The organism is Actinomadura sp. NBRC 104425, assembly GCF_030269545.1.
In the GTDB taxonomy this organism is placed as follows: domain Bacteria; phylum Actinomycetota; class Actinomycetes; order Streptosporangiales; family Streptosporangiaceae; genus Spirillospora; species Spirillospora keratinilytica.
In genome coordinates this window covers 15,033-32,320 of record NZ_BSTN01000014.1, presented here as the reverse complement: position 1 = coordinate 32,320, position 17,288 = coordinate 15,033, and the positions used below count along the sequence as shown (strand labels likewise).

Genomic DNA, 17,288 nt, shown 5'->3' with positions numbered 1-17,288 from the left:
AATGGGAACCGGCCCCGATGCGGCACTTGCGAGCGGTGCCGGGCCGGTGCTTCCACCTTGCGGCGCCGCCCCTCCCCGGTCCAATGAATGTTTCGCAAATCGCGATACGTCCGGCGTATCACTGCAGTTCCGGAGGGTGGCTACGCTAAGGGGCATGCCGTCCGCCCCGGTCGATCTCGATCTGCGGCTGGTGCGGTGCTTCACCGTCGTCGCCGAACATCGGCACTTCGGCCGCGCCGCCGAGGCCCTCCACGTCACCCAGCCGTCCCTGAGCCGCCAGATCCGCCGCCTCGAACAGCAGATGGGCGCCCGCCTGCTGGACCGCACCCCCCGGGGCACCCGGCTCACCGAGGCCGGCGAGGTGTTCCTCCCGCTGGCCGAGGAGCTGCTGCGCGCGGCCGCCAAGGCCGCGGCCCGCACCCGCGCCGCCGCCCGGCCCAGCCGCATCACCATCGGCTACACCGCGGGCATCATCGTCACTCCGGCCGTGCGGGAGCTGCGCCACCGCCACCCGGACGCCGACGTCCGCACCACGCATCTGCGCTGGAACGAACCTCGCGACGCCCTGCTCGACCACCGCGTGGACGCGGTGGTGACCCGGCTGCCGTTCCCCACCGACCAGCTGCACGTGACGGTGCTGTACGACGAGCCCCGGGTGGTCCTCGTCCCGCTGGACCACCGCCTGGCGGGCAAGGAGTCCGTCACGCTGGACGACATCGCCGACGAACCCCTGCCCCGGGTGCGCGACTCGGACGCCGCCTGGATGGCCTTCTGGCGCCTCGAACCGCGCCCCGGCGGACGCCCGGCCCCCGACGGCCCGATCATCGACGACATCGAGGACAAGATCGAGATCGTGGCCGCCGGCCAGGCCGTGGCCATCTCCGTCGACGCCCGCGCCCACAGCTTCCGCCCCGACCTCGCCGCGATCCCTCTGGAAGGCGTGGAGCCCAGCCACGTCGTCCTCGCCACCCGCGCCGACGACCGCAGCCGCCTGGTGGCCGCCTTCCGCAAATACGCCCGATCCCACCTGACCGCCCCGATCCAACCCCGGGACCACTGACCCGCCGCCACGACCGCTGCCCCCATGGCGCCGCCGCCTCAGGAGGGGGTCAGGGGGAGGTGGAAGCGGGCTGTGTTGCCGCTCCAGGTGGGGTGGGCGGTGGCCCACATGGTGCGCAGGGCGGCCAGGGCCTCCCGGTTCTCCAGGAGCAGGTCGGCGCGGAAGACGGTGATGCGGCGGCGCAGGGCCAGTTCGGCGAGGCAGGTGACCAGGATTCGGGCCAGGCCGTGGCGCTGCCAGGCGTCGGCCACCAGGACGGCCAGGTCGGCGTGGCAGGGGCGGGCGGTGTCGCGGACGTACTCGGCGATGCCGATCAGCTCGCCGTCCAGGACGGCGGCGACCGCCTCGCGGTCCCAGTGGTCCAGGGTGCGCAGGGAGCGGACGTAGCCGTCGGGCAGGTGCGGGACACCGGCGAAGAAGCGGTGGTAGAGGCTGCGGCGGGACAGCCGCCGGGCCATGCGCAGAAGGCGTTGCTCGTCGTGGGCGCCGTACGGGCGGATGCGCACGTCGTCCACGCTGGCCGGGCCGGTGAACCGGGGGCTGGCCACCATGAGTTGTGTCATGAAACTTTATTGGACCGCGGCTGGGTTGCGTCACGCAACTGGGTGAGCGGTCAGCCGCCGGGGCCGCGGTGGGCCTCGACGTCCCCGGGGCCGAGGGCGGCGCCGCAGGCGTCGCAGGCGAGGCGGGCGGTCAGCCTGCCGCCGCAGCCGCGGTGGGCGACGATGACGGGCGGCCCGTCGGGGGCGTAGTGGCGGTCGCCCCACAGCAGCAGGCTCATCACCGCGGGCCACAGCTCGACGCCCTTGCGGGTGAGCCGGTACTCGAAGCGGTCGGGGCGCTCCTGGTAGCGGACGCGGCGCAGCACGCCCTCCGCGCACAGCCGGGTGAGCCGGTCGGTGAGGACGTTGCGGGCGATGCCGAGGGCGTCCTGGAGGTCGTCGAAGCGGCGCACGCCCTCGAAGGCGCTGCGGATGATCAGCAGCGTCCAGCGGTCGCCCACCACCTCCAGGGCGCGGGCGACCGAGCAGTTCTGCGATTCGTAGGTGCGCGGCAGCACGCTCCCAGCGTAAGACGTTGCGTGACGCAACGGACCCCCGGACGGCGCGGCGCCGCCCGGGGGTCCGCGAAGAAGGCGTTACTTGATCTTCTTGCCGGCCGACAGCAGGTGCTCGCAGGCCTCGACCACCCGCTTGGCCATGCCCTCCTCGGCGGCCTTGCCGTAGGACCGCGGGTCGTACTTCTTCTTGTTGCCGACCTCGCCGTCCACCTTCAGGACGCCGTCGTAGTTGGTGAACATGTGCGCGGCGATCGGACGGGTGAAGGCGTACTGGGTGTCGGTGTCGATGTTCATCTTGACGACGCCGTACGACACCGCCTGCCGGATCTCCTCCAGGCTGGACCCCGAGCCGCCGTGGAACACCAGGTCGAACGGCCGCTCCTTGCCGTACTTGGCGCCCACCGCGTCCTGGATCTCCTTGAGCACCTCCGGACGCAGCTTGACGTGCCCGGGCTTGTAGACGCCGTGCACGTTGCCGAACGTGGCGGCCAGGATGTAGCGGCCCTTCTCGCCCAGCCCGACGGCCTCGGCGGTCGCCAGGGCGTCCTCGGGCGTGGTGTAGAGCTTCTCGTTGATCTCGCCGACGATGCCGTCCTCCTCACCGCCGACGACGCCGATCTCCATCTCCATGATCACGCGGGCCTTGGCGCACTCCTCCACCAGCTCGGCGGCGATCGCCAGGTTCTCGTCCAGCGGGACGGCCGACCCGTCCCACATGTGCGACTGGAACAGCGGCTCCTGGCCGCGCGCCACCCGCTCCTGGGAGATCTTGACCAGCGGACGCATGAAGCCGTCCAGCTTCTCCTTCGGGCAGTGGTCGGTGTGCAACGCGATGTTGACGGGGTACTTTTCGGCGACCACCCGGGCGTACTCGGCCAGGGCGGTGGCGCCGACGACCATGTCCTTGACCGTGGCACCCGACAGGTACTCGGCGCCCCCCGTCGACACCTGGATGATTCCGTCGCTCTCCGCCTCGGCGAAGCCGCGCAGCGCCGCGTTCAGCGTCTGGCTGGAGGTCACGTTGATCGCGGGGTAGGCGAAACCGTCCTGCTTGGCACGGTCGAGCATCTCCGCGTAGACCTCTGGGGTCGCGATGGGCATGGTGAGCGTCCTTTCTCACGCGATGGTGCCGCCGGGCATCCGGCCGTGTGGACCGCGTCGCAGGCTGGGCCCCTACAACGGAAAGGCCGGGCGTGACGCGTCGGCCACCGTGCCGAGTCTCCGCCCGGTCCGCGGACCGACGGGCGCCACAGCAGTCAGTATCTCCAATTTTCCGGGTCAGGCCAGCAGTGGGGGCCCACCGGGATGTCACCGGGCGCCGCCCGCCGCCGCCGTGCCCGGGGTATGCCCCGTGATCTGCGGGGACAACAGTGCCCTTCCGGAAGGGACCGAGCCATGTTTACGACGCGCCTACCTGGCGGCCGATAGTCTCGGTGCGTGGATCTGGCGCTCATCACCTCCAGCATCACCGAGTGGCTGCACCCCACCGCGTGGCTGCAGCTGTTCGGCACCTTCGCGACGATCGGCGTGCTCGCCATCATCTTCGCCGAGACCGGGCTGCTCATCGGCTGCCTGCTGCCGGGCGACTCGCTGCTGTTCACGGCGGGGATCCTGACCGCGGTCACCGAGGTCAACGGGGAGCAGTTCCAGCCGCTGTCGCTGCCCTGGCTGCTGATCGGCGGCCCGATCGCCGCGATCGCCGGCGCCCAGCTCGGGCACTGGCTCGGCGCCCGGTTCGGCCGGCGGCTGTTCGACCGCCCCGACTCCAGGGTGTTCCGCCAGGAGTGGGTGCACAAGGCCGAGTACTACTTCAACCGGTTCGGCCCGGCGCGCGCGGTGGTGCTGGCCCGCTTCATCCCCATCGTGCGGACCTTCCTCAACCCGCTGGCCGGGATGCTGGCCATGTCGTCCCGCCGCTTCCTGGTCTGGAACGCCGTGGGGGCCGTGCTGTGGACCGACGCCATGTTCCTGGCGGGCCACTTCCTCGGCACCAGCATTCCGGACATCGAGCGGTACATCCTGCCGGGCGTGGCGGTCATCCTGGTGCTGTCGGTCATTCCGATCATCCTGGAGATGCGGCGGGGAGGGGGCCACGGAACGAATAAGAATGGGTCTGAAGAGTCACGTCCGTCGCTCAGCAGTGACACTTATCGCTAACCTCCCCATGTGGGACGTCATCGGTCGGACCCTCGGGGTCTTGCGCGCATACTGATCGCGGCCGTGGCCGTGATGCTGGCATTAGCGCTTCTCGTCGTCGGCGGGGTCGCGCTGGTGAACGCGCTGAACTCCGACAGCCAGGGCGCCCCCCCGGGCGCGGCCGTCACGGCCGACACCGCCGGCACGCCCGGCACTGCGGAGTCCACCCCCACCAGCAGCGCCACGTCGCAGAGCGCCTCCGCCACCCCCCTGGTCATCCGGGTCGTCGGAGCGCCCACCAAGGTGGTCGTGACGATGCCGGAGACCGGCGAGGTGCTGCAGCAGGGCGTGCTGAACACCGGCGAGGAACGCCAGTACGACAAGGCTCCCCTGCAGGTGGTCGCGGCGGACGGCGGTGCCGTCGAGGTGCTCATCTACGGCCGTCAGCAGCCCCGCGCAACGGCCGGGGTGCGCAAGAACTGGTTCGTGCCCGCCAAGGGGTGACCCTCGCTCGGGAGGTGAGCAGCGTCGCGGACGGCGCCCGGTGCGCCCGGGCGCCGTCCGCCGTACCCGCGTGCGCCCGCCCTCAGGAGACGCCCAGATCGGCCAGGACGAACGGGTGGCGGTACTCCAGCCCCTCGGCGGCGATGGCCTCGGCCGCGCCGCGCTCGACGATCGTGGCCACGGCGACGACCTCCGCGCCCGCCTCGCGCAGCGCCCGCACGGCCGTCAGCACGGAGTTGCCGGTGGTGGAGGTGTCCTCCACGGCCAGCACGCGGCGGCCCGCCACGTCCGGGCCTTCGATGCGGCGCTGCAGGCCGTGCGCCTTGCCCTGCTTGCGGACCACGAACGCGTCCAGCTCCCGGCCGCGGGCCGCGGCGGCGTGCAGCATGGCCGTGGCCACCGGGTCGGCGCCGAGCGTGAGCCCGCCGACGGCGTCGTAGTCCAGGTCGGCGGTCGCGTCCAGCATGACGCGGCCGACCAGCGGCGCCACCCGGCCGGACAGGGTGACCCGGCGCAGGTCCACGTACCAGGACGCGCGCTGCCCGGACGACAGCACGAAGTCGCCGTGCACGACGGCCCGGTCCTTGATCTCTTTCAGCAGGTCATCACGATCGCTCACAGCCCCCCACCCTATTGGTGCCGTTCCGTGCCCTCATGGCCGCGCCGTCCCGTGTAGCGTTGCGGGGACCCGCCACGAGGCCGTGGGAGGTGGAGCGATGACGCCGGGGACCCTCGTGCTGCTGCACACCCCGCACGCCACCGCCGACATATGGGGCGACCTGCCCGAGGCGCTGCGCTCGTACGGGCTGGACGTGGTCGCACCCGACGTGCAGGGCGAGGACGGCCCCCGGTACGTGGCGCGGGCGTCGCTCATCATCGCCGCAACGGCGCCGTCCCCGCCGCTGGTGCTGGCCGGGCACGGCGCGGCGGGGCCGCTGCTGCCGGGCGTCGCGCTGGCGCAGCGGGCCGCGCACCGCAAGATCGGCGGGTACGTCTTCGTCGACGCCGAACTGCCGCGTCCGCAGGCCCACGCCCACGGCGTGCCGATGCCGCCCGACTGGCCGGAGGCGCCGTGCGGCTATCTGCGCACCCGGTCGGCGCGCGGCGAGCACGACCGGGCGATGCGCGAAGCGCGGCTGCGCGGCTGGACCGTCATGGAGCAGGCACCGCCGACCGGCGTCGCGCAGGCTCTCGGCGAGCTGATCGCCGCGCTGTGAGCGTTCAGTTGCCGTTGTTCTTCAGCAGGTCGTCCAGGAGGGCGTCGTAGTCGTCCTCCGGGCGGCCGAGGTCGACGCGGGCGCGGTAGCGCAGCCGCAGCAGGGCCTCCAGGCTGTCCTCGGCGATGGCCACGTCCTCGGGGCCGGGCTCGTCGCCGGCCCGGTCGGGCGCCGTGCCGGCGACGACGGCCTTGCCCGCGGTCGCCGCGTCGGAGCCCGCGCCCATGCCGGTGCCGACCGCCCGGTCGCGCAGCGCGAGCACCACGTCGACGCCCCTGGTGGCCCACTCGTGCGCCCCCGCGGCGTCGCCCTGGGCGTACAGCACCTCCGCGACCGCCCGGTAGACCTCCGGGTCGCGCGGGTCGTCGGCGCGGATCTCCTCGACCAGCTTGCGGGCCTCGTCGACGCGGCCCAGCTCGAACAGCGCGTCGGCCAGGTAGGCGCGCGGGTCGCCGTAGGTCTCGCCGCCGTCCTCGATGGCCATGCGGTAGGACTCGGCCGCCTTGTCGTGACGGCCCGCGTGCTGCCACTGCTCCCCCGCGCGCAGCAGCACCTTGGCGCGTGACACCCCGCCCGACACCGATTCGGCGAGCTCGGCGAGCCGCCGCGCCGCGCTGACGTGGTCGCCCGTGCGCAGGGTGTCGAACTCCAGGTCGTCGAGATCGTCTTCCGTCACATGGGTCACACTTCAACGCTACCCGTCACCCGGCGAGCGAAGCGGGTGAATCACGGATGATCGTGAGTTATCTACATGTTCGGCGAAGGATTCCGCCGCGGCGGCTCAGCGGCGGGAGCGTTCGAGGGCGTCCCAGAAGCCGCGGCGCAGCGCGTGCCGGACCTCGTCGTGCAGCAGGAAGTCGATCGGCAGCGAGGAGCCCTGCAGCAGGCGGGCCTCCAGGTCGGAGGGCATGCGCGGCTTGCGGGCCAGCACCGCCTCCAGCCACAGCGCGGGCGCGTCGCGGGCGACCGACTCGCCGAAGTCCTGCCCCTCCTGGTGCGCCGCCTTCACCGCGTCGGCCAGGGTGGGCGTGTTCTGCTGGACGGCGGGCACCGGCGCGATCTGCTGCGGGCCGGTGTACGGGCCGACCGGCTGGGACGGCCCGGTCGGCTGCCCGGCCGAGGACGACGGGATGTACTGCGGGCCGGTGGTGTTCTGCGGGGCGGCGGTGTTCTGCGGGGCCGTGGTCTGCGCGGTGGGGGCGGGTGCGGGCGGTGCCGACTGCAGGGGACCGGTGGTGGACGGCGACGGCGGCGGCGCTCCCGGCACGGACCCGGGGGTGTAGCCGCCCGCTCCCGTGCCGAAGTCGGAACCCGAGCCGAGGCCGGACGCCGCGGACGAGCCCAGGCCGGAGCCCGAGCCGATGCCGGAGGCCCCGGGTTTGGCGGCGCCGATGCCCGAGCCGATGCCCGACCCCGCCCCGGACGCCGAGCCGGACGCCGAGCCGATGCCGGAGGAGGAATCGAGCCCGGAGGCGGAGCCGATGCCCGAGCCGGAGCCGATGCCCGAGCCGGAGCCGATGCCCGACCCCGGGCCGAGCGCGGGCGGGCCCGAGCCGGAGTCGGAGGAGCCGGGTTTGGCGCCGATGCCGGAACCGATGCCCGACCCCATTCCGGATGCCGAGCCGCCGCTCGCGCCGATGCCGGACGACGACCCGATGCCGGAGGACGAGCCGATGGAAGACGAACCGATGGGCGACGACGAGCCCACCCCCGACGAGCCCGCCCCGGAGGAGCCCATGCCGGAGGACGAGCCGAGACCGTAACCGCCCGACGACGACCCCGATCCGCTGCCGGACCCCGGGCCCACGCCGGACGACGGCCCCGACGACGGGCCGGTCAGCTGCGGCGGTCCGGTGAGCGGCGTGGCGGGCGGCGGACCGCCGGGCGAGACGCTCCGCAGCGGGCCGAGCGCGCCGCCCGCGCCCGAGCCGGTGCCGTGCCCGTTGGACAGCGGCCCGGCGGGCAGGCCCGACGAGCCCGTGCCCGACTCCACGCCCGCCAGCAGGTTCACGTACGGGCGCAGCTGCCCGGCCGCGAGCTCGATGAGGTCGTCGCACTCCTGGCGCAGCACCCGCGAGATGGTCCAGTTGCCGTCGACCGCCACATGCACCACGGTGACCCGGACGCCGAGGTCCTGCGCGTCCGCGACGACCTGGGCGAGATCCTCGTCACCGCTGACGATCACCGCGTCGGCCAGCGCGCCGTTGCGGGCCAGCGTCATCAGATCGCGGTGGATCTCGGTGTCGACGCCCTCGCGGCGGCCGGGGCGGATGCGGCCGAGGCGCAGCTTGAGCCCGGGCAGGTCGGCCAGCGCCTCGTGCTCGGGGGAGCGGCGGCCCTCCACCGTCGCCTCGTACCAGTAGCAGCGCAGCAGCGGCAGGCCGGTGCGCTCGCGGGCGAGGCCGCCCAGCAGCTGCAGCAGGCCGCCGAAGTCCCAGGAAACGGTCTCCCGATGGCGGGTGCCGTGCACCGCCATGGCGCCGTCCGCCAGCAGATAGCCGGCGTCCACGAACAGCGCGCAGCGATCCATGCGGCACCGCCTTTCCTCAACTCGGGACCTCTCCGGTGACCCACTGCACGGTCAGGTTGTTCGGGGTGACCATCTCGGATGGCCGCCCTTGCCTGCTCGCCCGGACGTGAGCCGCGGAAATGACCCGGCGCCTATAGCGTAGTGAAGGCCGCTGGCCACGTAAGCCCATACGGCGATTCGCCACTCTTTCACGACGGGTGGTCGGGCGCGAGCCCGCGCGGCGGCGAATCCGGCGGTCGGCCACCCCACCCGGCTTCCGCGGACGATCAGCGCGCGACGCTACCAGCCGTTCCGGTCTGTCCATAATGCATCCGCATGATCTTTACGAGAAGAATCGGCTTCGCGGTTCAGCCGTGGGGTGTCGGTAACCAGAAGTTAACCGGGGAAGGGCGCGGCGACGGTCACGACTCCGGCAGGCAGGCGTCCCGCCAGGTGGCGAAGGTCACCGTCCCGGCGCGACGGAGAAACGCCGGGAAGACATCGACATCTATCCCGAAGGACAGAGCCCGGCCGAGCGCGCCGTCCGCGGAGCCGTCCAGGACATTCCGGGGGATCCCGGTCGCCCGACGCGGGGGGTGAGCGGACGTCCGACCAGCAGCAGCCGATCGCCGGGCAGGGCCGCGTCGCCCTCCCCGGCCACCGCGCCGACGCGGCCGGGTCGCCCGGGCAGCCGCACCCGGGCCGCGCTCGACGCCTTCGTCGCGGGTGAGCCGTCCTCGTCCAGGCGGCGCATCCGCCACCGGTCGCTGTCGCGGCGGTCGCCCTCGCGGCGCAGTGCGCGGCGGCAGCCGGAGTGGGAGCGGTCGCAGGTGAGCAGCGCGTTGCCCGCGTGGACGACGCGGGTGCCGCCGGCGGCGAATCGGGCGGGCAGGCCGTCGCGCATGAGGCCGTACGGGGCACTGGCCGTCGCCGCGGGCGGCGGCTGGGCGGCGGGCGACTTCGGTGCCTTTCTCGGCAATACGGGAGAAGGAGACCGGGTGGGCGGCCCGGGCGCCGGTCGGATCGGCGCGCTTCCCGACATCAGCACCAGCACGAGCCCGACCAGCGCCGCCAGGACCGCCGCCGTCCCGCCGCCGAGCGTCCTCCACCGCCTCTTCAGCCGCCACAACCGGCCGAGAACACCGCCCAACACCGACCCGCCCTTGGCGGCGCCGATATACGCGGCGGTCGCCGTGCCCAGGAACAGCGGGCCGATGACATCGCGCAGCGCCGAGTTGATGACGGTCATCTCCGCGTAGATCGCCTTGCAGCGCTCGCAGCCGTCCAGGTGGCGGCCGACAAGACGCGACTCGCGCCGCGGCAGGCCGCCGCGCACGTACGGGCCCAGCTTGTCCAGCGTCGCGCGGCACTCTGCGTCCAGCGGGGCGGCGGGCGCGCTGGGCAGGTGCATCTGCAGGTACGCCTGGCGCAGCCCCTCCCGCGCCCGGTACGCCAGCGCCGCCACCCCGTTGGGGGTGAGACCGAGCAGCGGCGCCACTTCGGCCGGCTTGGCGCCCTCGACCTCGGTGTGCCACAGCACCGTCTGCCAGCGCTCGGGCAGCGACCGGAACGCCCGCGCGATCATCGAGCGCTCCAGCCCCTCCAGCGCCGGATCGACGAACGGGACACCCGTGTCGTACATCTCGATCTGGTCGGTGGACTGCAGCCGCCGCTCGCCCCGGTACCGGTCGTAGACGGTGCGGCGGACCGCCGTGAGCAGGTACGGGCGGAACCCCGAGCGTGGCCCGCCGCCGCGGCGCAGCACGTCCAGGACCTTGGCGAAGGCGTCCTGCACGACGTCCTCGGCGGCGTCGGCGCCGATCAGGTGCCGCGCCAGGGTCCGGGCGGCGGCCAGGTGCCGCTCGTACAGCTGCGCGTAGGCCGACATGTCCCCGGCGCGGATGCGCGAGATGAGGGCCGCGTCGCTCGCCTCCGTCGCGGCGGGCTCCGGCGACGCGGCATCGCTCACGAGAACCTCCCGGGCCGATCGAGGCGGCCCCCTGCCGGGGCCGCTCCGCTTCACCGGATACTTATCGTGACTTTGCAGACACGTAAAGTCGCGCGAGATGTTTCCGCAAACCGCGTCATGACCCAACGGTTTCGCCGTCTGTATCGGCGATGGTGCACCGGCGGACGTCCGCCGGTGACCGGTCCTCCGGGCGAATGAAGCGAGACGGCGAGCGGAGACGGCATGAGGCCCCCGGCCAGGAGATGCGCGGCGACACATGCGGAGAAAGCACGCGGGCACCCCGCCGGTCCGGCGACGTCAGCCCCGCGCGGCGGCGAGCGCTTTGCGCGCCGCCCTCAACAGCGGACGAACGTTCACACCGACCGACACGAGACACGCCGCCGTGCGCCCTACTCACCGGGACATACCGCCCCGGCTCGTTCGCGGCCCGCACCCGTGAGGAGGACGCGTGCGGGTTCGGCCGTCCCGGCGGCGCGGGGTGAATCGGTCGATGGCGAACTGGGCGGAAATGGGGCGATCGGCGGCGAAGCCATCAGCGTCGAACCGGTCATGGGAGGCCGGCCCGCCCCGTTCGCCGCGGGGCGGGCACGTCTCGGGGCCTCAGAAGGTTGACGGTCCGGGGTCCGGGGCCGCGGTGGACGGAAAGGCCGCGGCCGTCCCGTGACCGCGCAGGCGCCATCGTGTCGTCGGTGCCCCGAAGAGGGGGCGGGGCAGGCGCCGATGGCCCGGTGGGAGGCGTCCGTCCCGTCGGAGGGGGCGGGACGGACGCAGCCCCCGGCGCGGCCGTGGTCAGCCCGTGAGCTGGACGTCGCGCAGCTCGGACAGCTCGGTCTCGGTGCGGGGTGTGCGCCAGCGCACCCGGCACTCCCGGCCCGACAGCTGCACCGTCGCGATCGCGTTGTCGAACCACGGCCCCTCGGTGACGCGCCACCGCAGCGGCGGCGGGGCGACCCTGGCAAGCCGCGCCAGCAGCCGGAACGCCCACGCCGTGCCCGGCACGGCGGCGACCTTGTTGGCCCATCGGATCGTGCCCTGCAGCTGGTTGCGGAACGGTGAGCACACGATCTGCGAAATCGTCGACCGGGTGTCCGGGGAGGTGACCCGCGCCAGGTAGGAGTAGTGGACGTCGCCGGACAGGAACGAGATGCTCGCCGGGGCGGCGCCGCGCTCGCCGCGCGCCACCGCGAGCACGTCCTCGGCCACCAGGCGGAACGAGGCGTTGAACGCGGCCCAGTGCTCCAGGTCGGCCGCCTGCCGCATCCGTTCGGCGATCCACGCGCCCTTCTGCCCCCAGGCGCCCTCCGCCATCGCCTCGTTCCAGTTCTCGGCGTTGTGGATGGTCCGCGGCAGCAGGTACGGCAGCGAGCTGGCGATCAGCAGGTGGTCGCGGTCGCCCTGGCACTGCTCGTCCAGCCAGCGGAACTCCTCGTCGTCCAGCATGCCGCGGCGCTCGGAGGTCAGCAGCCGGGAGCAGCGGCTGTCCACGACGATCAGGCGGGTGCCGCCCCAGTCGTGCGCGTAGCTCCAGCGCGCGGACGCCGGGTCGCGGTCGGCCCGGTCGGCGAACTCGTCCAGGATCTCGCCGCCGTCGCCGCCGTTCTCGGACGCCGCCACCACCGCCTTGTACACCGGGTCGGCCGCGCGCTCCTCCGGCGACAGGTTGCCCAGGTGCTGGTAGATCCAGTACGAGCCGATGCCGCCGATGATCCGGTCGCGCCACCACGGCGTGGCCTCCATCTGCTGCCGCCACGCGTAGGAGGTGTTCCAGTCGTCCCGGATGTCGTGGTCGTCGAAGACCGTGTAGGTGGGGACGGTGGACAGCAGCCAGCGCACGGCCGGGTCCTCGCGCCACGCCAGCCGGTACAGGTAGGTGTAGTCCTCGAAGTCGGCCAGCTCGTCGTAGGGCTCCTGGCCGGGCTTGCGGCGCTGCGCGATGAACGCGCGCATCTCGTCGCTCAGCTCGTCGGCGTACACCTGGTCGCCGACCATCAGCAGCACGTCGGGCCGCTCGCCGCCGCTCGCCATGACGTGCCCGTAGGCCGACAGCGCGTCCAGCCCGTGCCGGTTGGCCTTGTCGGGGGAGCGGCGGCACGACCCGAACGCGATTTTCAGCGTTTCGGGTTCGCGCGCCATCGTGCGGATGACGCTCGGCGGGTACGTGGACCGGGGCTCCGGCCACACCGTCTCACCGTCGAACGTCACCTCGTACGGCACCGTCGAGCCGGGCTCCAGGTTGTCGACGTCGACGATGGCGTAGTGGTGCCCGTGCAGGGTGAACGTCCGCGCTGCGGCGTCCACGCCGTGTTCCCGTGACACGACGCGCACTTCGCAGGGGGCGTCGGTCTCCACCCAGACGGTGGCGGTCCGTTCGCTCACGTGCCTGAGCAGGGGCCCGAGTACCAAGGCGGTCATAGTCGGCTCTCTATCGAACGGGGGATGGCCAACGTCCATCATTCCGCTCGATCCGCGTCGGCTCCCGGGCCCCGGCCGAAATACTCAGCGAGCGTTCACGGACACGACGTTGTAGGGCGTGGTCGGAGTGGGGGTGGTGGTGAAGCGCGCGTTGGGCAGGTACAGGCGTCCCTTGAACGCGGCCACGGTCGTCGGTACGTCGAAGCGGGGGTCGGTGATGCGGCGCAGCACCTTCGCGGACGTGCCCTTGTCGTTCACCTTCAGCACGGCCACGGCGTTGGTGCGGTTCTGCACCACGTACAGGGTGTTGCCCCGCAGCAGCAGGCCGTCGCCGTTGACCACCGACTCGCCGCCCAAGTCGACGGTGCGCGCGACCCCCGTCTTGGGATCGACCCTGAACAGCTTGCCCGTGGTGCTCTGCACGACCAGCAGGCCCTTGCCGTCGGGCGTCCTGGCAATGCCGTTGGCGTTGTGCCCGGACGGGTCGTAGACGAAGTCGCCCGACAACGGAAGGCGCTGCGCGGCCTTGGGGAGCTTGCCGCCGCGTCCCAGCGCGAGCTTGTAGAGGGCGGGCTGGGGGGACATCGAGTCGGTGAACCAGGCCGCGTCCCCGGTGAGCACCACGTCGTTGATGAACGTGGTGCCGCTGCCCAGCTGGTAGGACGCCAGCACCTTTCCGGTGCGGGTGTCGATGACGCGGGCGTCGCCGGCGCCGCCTCCGGAGGCGAACAACCGCCCGGCTGCGTCGATCTTCACCCCGGTCGTCGGGGTGCCGGGGCCCCGGCTGATCACCTTGCCCTTTCCGGTGCGCAGGTCGGCGCGGTAGATGCTGCCGTCCGCGAGCGAGCCCAGGTAGGCGTACGGCCCGGAGCCGATCGCGATGCCTTCGGGCCGGAACCCGTCCGGCAGCGCGAACGATGCCGGGTACGCCGCGTGGTGCCGCGCGACGACGCCCGCGGGGGCGGCCGCGGCGTGTGCGGCGGGCGCCGTGGCGGCGACCGGCCCGAGGGCGGCGAGCGAGGCCGCGGCCACGGTGAAGCGGCGGCTGATGGAGATCGTCCGTTCTCTCATGCGGTCAAGATTTCCAGGGACCGCACCGCTTGGGAAAGCCCTTTCCCGTGGCCGAACCGCGCCACCCGCCCCCGCCGCGTCGTCCCGCTGCGGCGCGCCGGCACCCGTCAACCTGCGGTGTCAAGCCGGCAAGGCAAAGGCCATGTAGATCAATTTCCCTCTGGCGTAGATCTGTGTCAGAGTCTTTCCCTCACCGACAGGGTTGACGTTTACCTATCAGGTGCATACTTAAGGGGAGGCCGACGGTTGAAGGTGTACTTCGCCGATCGGCGACTGCGCGATCGATGTGCTGACGATCGGGAACTGCGGAGGGAGTACGGCGCCGAGGGAGCCAGGAAGATCAAGTTGCGGCTCGCGGCCCTGGCGGCGGCCGAGTCGCTGGACGATGTCATGCGCGCCCCTGGCAAGTGCCATCCCCTGCACGGGGACCGCGCGGGCTGTTACGCAATGACGCTGCATGCGGGCTGGCGTCTGGTCTTTCAGCTGCTCACGGGGAGGGATGGTGAGGAGAGCGGGTTCCGGCTGATCGCCATCGAAGACGAACGGGAGGCGCCGAGCGCCCCGGGCGAGGTGGCCGCGCTGGTCACCGAGATCGTTGACTACCACGAATGAATGACCGGGATCGAGGGGAGGAGGAGCGACGGTGACCAAGGAACCGGTGGTTGACGTCTATCCGGCGGGTGAACCGGACTACGCCGTGCCTCCCGGCGAGACCATCAGGGAGTTCCTGGACGAACTCGGCATGAGCCAGCGGCAGCTCGCCGTCCGGCTGGGGCTGACGGCCAAACATGTCAACCAGCTGATCCAGGGGCTGGTTCCGCTGTCCCCCGAGGTGGCCCAGCGGCTCGAACTGGTCACCGGCATGTCGGCGCGGATGTGGAACCGGCTGGAGGCCGACTACCAGTCCGCACGGCAGCGTCTGCGGCATCGCGGGGACATGGCGGAACTGACCGCATGGCTGGCGGAGCTGCCCGTCTCCGACCTGGTTCGGCGCGGTGACCTCCCCGCTGAGCCGGACGACCCGCGCGACCGCGTACACCAGCTTCTGATGTTCTTCGGCGTCGCCCACGTGTCGACCTACCGGGAGCTGTACGAGGCACCCGCACTCGACTTCCAGCGCACCAAAGCCCCCGGCGCCAGACCGGGGGCGGTCGCGACGCTCCTGCGGCTCGCCGAGCTCAAGGCCCGCGACATCTCCTGCAAGCCGTACAGCCGTCAGGGGCTGGAAGCGTCGCTCGACAAACTCCGGCAGCTGACGTTGCAGCCGCCGGGTGTGCTGCTGCCGCTGATGCGCGACATCTGCGCGCGCAACGGCGTCGCGGTCGTCATCGTCCCGGATTTCGCCGACACGCACGTCAAGGGCATGACCCGATGGCTGTCGGCGGACAAGGCGATGGTCGCGCTGAGCACTCGCCACGACAGTGCGGGTGAGCTGTGGTCCACCTTCTTCCGGGCGATCCACCAGGTCCTCAAGCACGGCCGGAGCAAGTCGATGGTGTGGATCCATGACGGCCGCCCCGGCGTCGACCCGAGGGAGCGCGAGGCGGACGCGTTCGCGCGCGACCTGCTGATCCCGCCGGACCAGGCGGCCGCCCTGGACTCACTGGACGGCCCGGACGAGGTGCGGAAGTTCGCCGACCGGATCGGTGTCGGCGTGAGCGTGGTGATCGTACGCCTGCCCGGCAAGGCGCGCATGCGGGGCAAGCACACCCGCGAGATCGACTTCTCCGAGTTCTGCCCCGCCTAGGTGTGTCTCTCCTTGTGATGCGGCCGCCGAATGCGGTGTGGCCGCCTTGACGTCAAGACGTGCAGCCAGGACGTGAGGCCGGAGGGCCGACGGTGCCGGGCAGGCGTCTGCCGCCACCCAATGGGCGCATGCAGGGGAGCGGTGGGACGATGATCGGCATCCTGCGCGAGGCGGGCCTCGACGACCGCGACGCCGTGTGGGCGGTGGACGCCCTCACCTATTACGTCGTCGGCCACGCCGCTGAAGAGCAGCTCGCCGCCGCGACACCTCAGCCCGCCGCCGAGCGTCTCACCGGTGCGCTCGACCCCGATGCGCCACCCGCACATGCCGGCCGCGGCGGACCACCTGGCCGCGCTGCACCGGAGGAGCACTGCACCTAAGGACTGCGACTCCTCGTCGAGAAGATTCGTCAGTTGTAGATGGCGGCGCCCCTTGAGCCGGTGATCCGGTCCTTGTCGCCGTCGCGGGCCTTCGGCTCGAAGCGGACGACGGCGCCCGTGTGGTCGATCTTCCGCACGGTGACGGTGAGTCCCGCGTCCAGGCTGAACCTGCCGGTGCCCCGTTGGAAGGCCTGTGTGGACTCGCCGTTCGTCCGGATGACGACGTAGGTCACCTTGTCGGGCGGCACGTGGGTGAGCAGGAACGTCGTGATGCCGAACTTCTGATCCAGCGGGATGGCGGTGGACCTGCCCCGGACGACGATCTCGCAGTCGGCGTCCTTGCACGCCTTCACGTCGGCGTCGTCCGCGCCGGTCAGCTCGGGATGCGGCAGCGGAAGCAGCGGGGTGGCGGTCGCGCTCTTGTCCGCCGCGGGCCGGTCGGACGACGAGGAGCAGCCGGCCGCCGCGAGCACGGCGACGAGCAGCGGGAACGCACGCCTGACGAGCGTGATGTGACTCATGGTAGGCCTTCATAGCAGAACGTGACCGAGCATGATCCCGAACCTGCCCGCGCGTCAGAGATACGAACCCGTTCATGGGCTTGGCGGACGAGAAGTTCGGCGGACTCTTGGAAATCGATGAGGGGGTGTCGGACGCAGCGGCCCGCTTCGGGGCGCCGGCAGAAGTGCTGTGGGAGGACCCAGACGCTCTTCGCCCTATCACCTACGCGTCCCACGGAAGCCGGCGCCACGGCGACGGTGTCTCCGCGGTGGAGCCGCCCGAGCCGAATTGGTCGTCCGCATGTCGGCCGATGGTGCTGACTGACGGCCTGGCTCGTCGGCGATGGGGATGATCTTGGGGATCGGTGTGGGGCCCTCAACCGGAGGGCACGGAAACCTTTCCTTGGAGCCATGCGGCCGTCGCCGTGGGGGCCTGGCTGGCCCCGGTGGTTTCAGCCGCTGCGGTGGCGGTGGTGAAGCCAGAAGCTCGGACGGCGACTGCGGGCGCTGCTTCCAGGGCGAGAGCTCAGAGAAGCGCGACGAACCGTCCAACAGCCCGGCGTTCACAGGTCCTGTGGCGTGCCGGGGTGGTGATGCCAGGACGGGGCTGGTGGGGCGGTGTTGCGGTGGGGCGGTGGGCGGGGGTGCTTTCAAGGTGGCGGACGAGGAGTTCGGCGGTCTCTTGGAGGTCGATGAGGGGACGTCGGACGCAGCGGCCCGGCG

At 72.1% G+C, this 17,288-nt stretch carries 17 protein-coding genes; 7 read left to right on the top strand and 10 right to left on the bottom strand.

What is annotated here, in order from left to right:
* Positions 1-154: 154 nt before the first annotated feature.
* Positions 155-1,060 (top strand): LysR family transcriptional regulator, encoded by a 906-nt coding sequence (locus QSK22_RS20965; RefSeq protein WP_285495962.1) that lies wholly within the window; start codon positions 155-157, stop codon positions 1,058-1,060.
* A 38-nt stretch (positions 1,061-1,098) separates the two neighbouring features.
* Here QSK22_RS20965 and QSK22_RS20960 read toward each other — a convergent pair whose 3' ends face one another.
* The 3 genes from QSK22_RS20960 to fbaA all read right to left on the bottom strand — a co-directional run bounded on the left by QSK22_RS20960 (position 1,099) and on the right by fbaA (position 3,221).
* Positions 1,099-1,623: a GNAT family N-acetyltransferase gene (locus QSK22_RS20960; protein ID WP_285495961.1), complete on the bottom strand. Its 525-nt coding sequence runs from the start codon at positions 1,621-1,623 to the stop codon at positions 1,099-1,101.
* Between the two features lie 50 nt (positions 1,624-1,673).
* On the bottom strand, positions 1,674-2,120 hold the full coding sequence (locus QSK22_RS20955; protein WP_285495960.1) for a winged helix-turn-helix transcriptional regulator: 447 nt from the start codon (positions 2,118-2,120) through the stop codon (positions 1,674-1,676).
* 78 nt (positions 2,121-2,198) lie between these two features.
* Positions 2,199-3,221, bottom strand: coding sequence for a class II fructose-bisphosphate aldolase (fbaA, locus tag QSK22_RS20950; protein ID WP_285495959.1), 1,023 nt, complete (start codon positions 3,219-3,221; stop codon positions 2,199-2,201).
* A 336-nt stretch (positions 3,222-3,557) separates the two neighbouring features.
* Here fbaA and QSK22_RS20945 point away from each other — a divergent pair, with 336 nt between their 5' ends.
* Together QSK22_RS20945 and QSK22_RS20940 are read left to right on the top strand one after the other, a co-directional pair.
* On the top strand, positions 3,558-4,277 hold the full coding sequence (locus QSK22_RS20945) for a DedA family protein (protein ID WP_285495958.1): 720 nt from the start codon (positions 3,558-3,560) through the stop codon (positions 4,275-4,277).
* Positions 4,278-4,349: 72 nt separating this feature from the next.
* Positions 4,350-4,760, top strand: coding sequence for a hypothetical protein (locus tag QSK22_RS20940; protein ID WP_285495957.1), 411 nt, complete (start codon positions 4,350-4,352; stop codon positions 4,758-4,760).
* 82 nt (positions 4,761-4,842) lie between these two features.
* On the opposite strand, the gene pyrE is transcribed toward QSK22_RS20940, so the two are convergent.
* Positions 4,843-5,379 carry an orotate phosphoribosyltransferase gene (gene pyrE, locus QSK22_RS20935; protein ID WP_285495956.1) on the bottom strand — a complete coding sequence of 179 codons (537 nt, stop codon included), beginning with the start codon at positions 5,377-5,379 and terminating at the stop codon, positions 4,843-4,845.
* Between the two features lie 97 nt (positions 5,380-5,476).
* Between pyrE and QSK22_RS20930 the strand changes: the two genes are divergently transcribed.
* Positions 5,477-5,977 (top strand): hypothetical protein, encoded by a 501-nt coding sequence (locus tag QSK22_RS20930; protein ID WP_285495955.1) that lies wholly within the window; start codon positions 5,477-5,479, stop codon positions 5,975-5,977.
* A gap of 4 nt (positions 5,978-5,981) precedes the next feature.
* Here QSK22_RS20930 and QSK22_RS20925 read toward each other — a convergent pair whose 3' ends face one another.
* From QSK22_RS20925 to QSK22_RS20905, 5 genes are all read right to left on the bottom strand, one after another.
* Positions 5,982-6,662, bottom strand: coding sequence for a tetratricopeptide repeat protein (locus tag QSK22_RS20925; RefSeq protein WP_285495954.1), 681 nt, complete (start codon positions 6,660-6,662; stop codon positions 5,982-5,984).
* 96 nt (positions 6,663-6,758) lie between these two features.
* The gene (locus QSK22_RS20920; protein WP_285495953.1) at positions 6,759-8,507 is read right to left on the bottom strand and encodes an NYN domain-containing protein; all 1,749 of its coding nucleotides are present in this window, start codon (positions 8,505-8,507) and stop codon (positions 6,759-6,761) included.
* A 487-nt stretch (positions 8,508-8,994) separates the two neighbouring features.
* Complete coding sequence (locus QSK22_RS20915; RefSeq protein WP_285495952.1) at positions 8,995-10,455, bottom strand: sigma-70 family RNA polymerase sigma factor; 1,461 nt, start codon at positions 10,453-10,455, stop codon at positions 8,995-8,997.
* Between the two features lie 789 nt (positions 10,456-11,244).
* The gene (locus tag QSK22_RS20910; protein WP_502872345.1) at positions 11,245-12,867 is read right to left on the bottom strand and encodes an alkaline phosphatase D family protein; all 1,623 of its coding nucleotides are present in this window, start codon (positions 12,865-12,867) and stop codon (positions 11,245-11,247) included.
* Between the two features lie 84 nt (positions 12,868-12,951).
* Positions 12,952-13,938: an SMP-30/gluconolactonase/LRE family protein gene (locus QSK22_RS20905; protein ID WP_285495950.1), complete on the bottom strand. Its 987-nt coding sequence runs from the start codon at positions 13,936-13,938 to the stop codon at positions 12,952-12,954.
* A 246-nt stretch (positions 13,939-14,184) separates the two neighbouring features.
* Here QSK22_RS20905 and QSK22_RS20900 point away from each other — a divergent pair, with 246 nt between their 5' ends.
* The 3 genes from QSK22_RS20900 (at position 14,185) to QSK22_RS20890 (ending at position 16,065) form a co-directional block, all read left to right on the top strand.
* Positions 14,185-14,550, top strand: a complete 366-nt coding sequence (locus tag QSK22_RS20900; protein ID WP_285495949.1) for a type II toxin-antitoxin system RelE/ParE family toxin — start codon at positions 14,185-14,187, stop codon at positions 14,548-14,550.
* Between the two features lie 31 nt (positions 14,551-14,581).
* Complete coding sequence (locus tag QSK22_RS20895; protein WP_285495948.1) at positions 14,582-15,685, top strand: HigA family addiction module antitoxin; 1,104 nt, start codon at positions 14,582-14,584, stop codon at positions 15,683-15,685.
* A 149-nt stretch (positions 15,686-15,834) separates the two neighbouring features.
* Positions 15,835-16,065 carry a TetR/AcrR family transcriptional regulator C-terminal domain-containing protein gene (locus tag QSK22_RS20890; protein WP_285495947.1) on the top strand — a complete coding sequence of 77 codons (231 nt, stop codon included), beginning with the start codon at positions 15,835-15,837 and terminating at the stop codon, positions 16,063-16,065.
* A gap of 29 nt (positions 16,066-16,094) precedes the next feature.
* Here the strand turns inward: QSK22_RS20890 and QSK22_RS20885 are convergent, their stop codons facing one another.
* Complete coding sequence (locus QSK22_RS20885; protein WP_285495946.1) at positions 16,095-16,586, bottom strand: hypothetical protein; 492 nt, start codon at positions 16,584-16,586, stop codon at positions 16,095-16,097.
* Positions 16,587-17,288 lie beyond the last annotated feature (702 nt).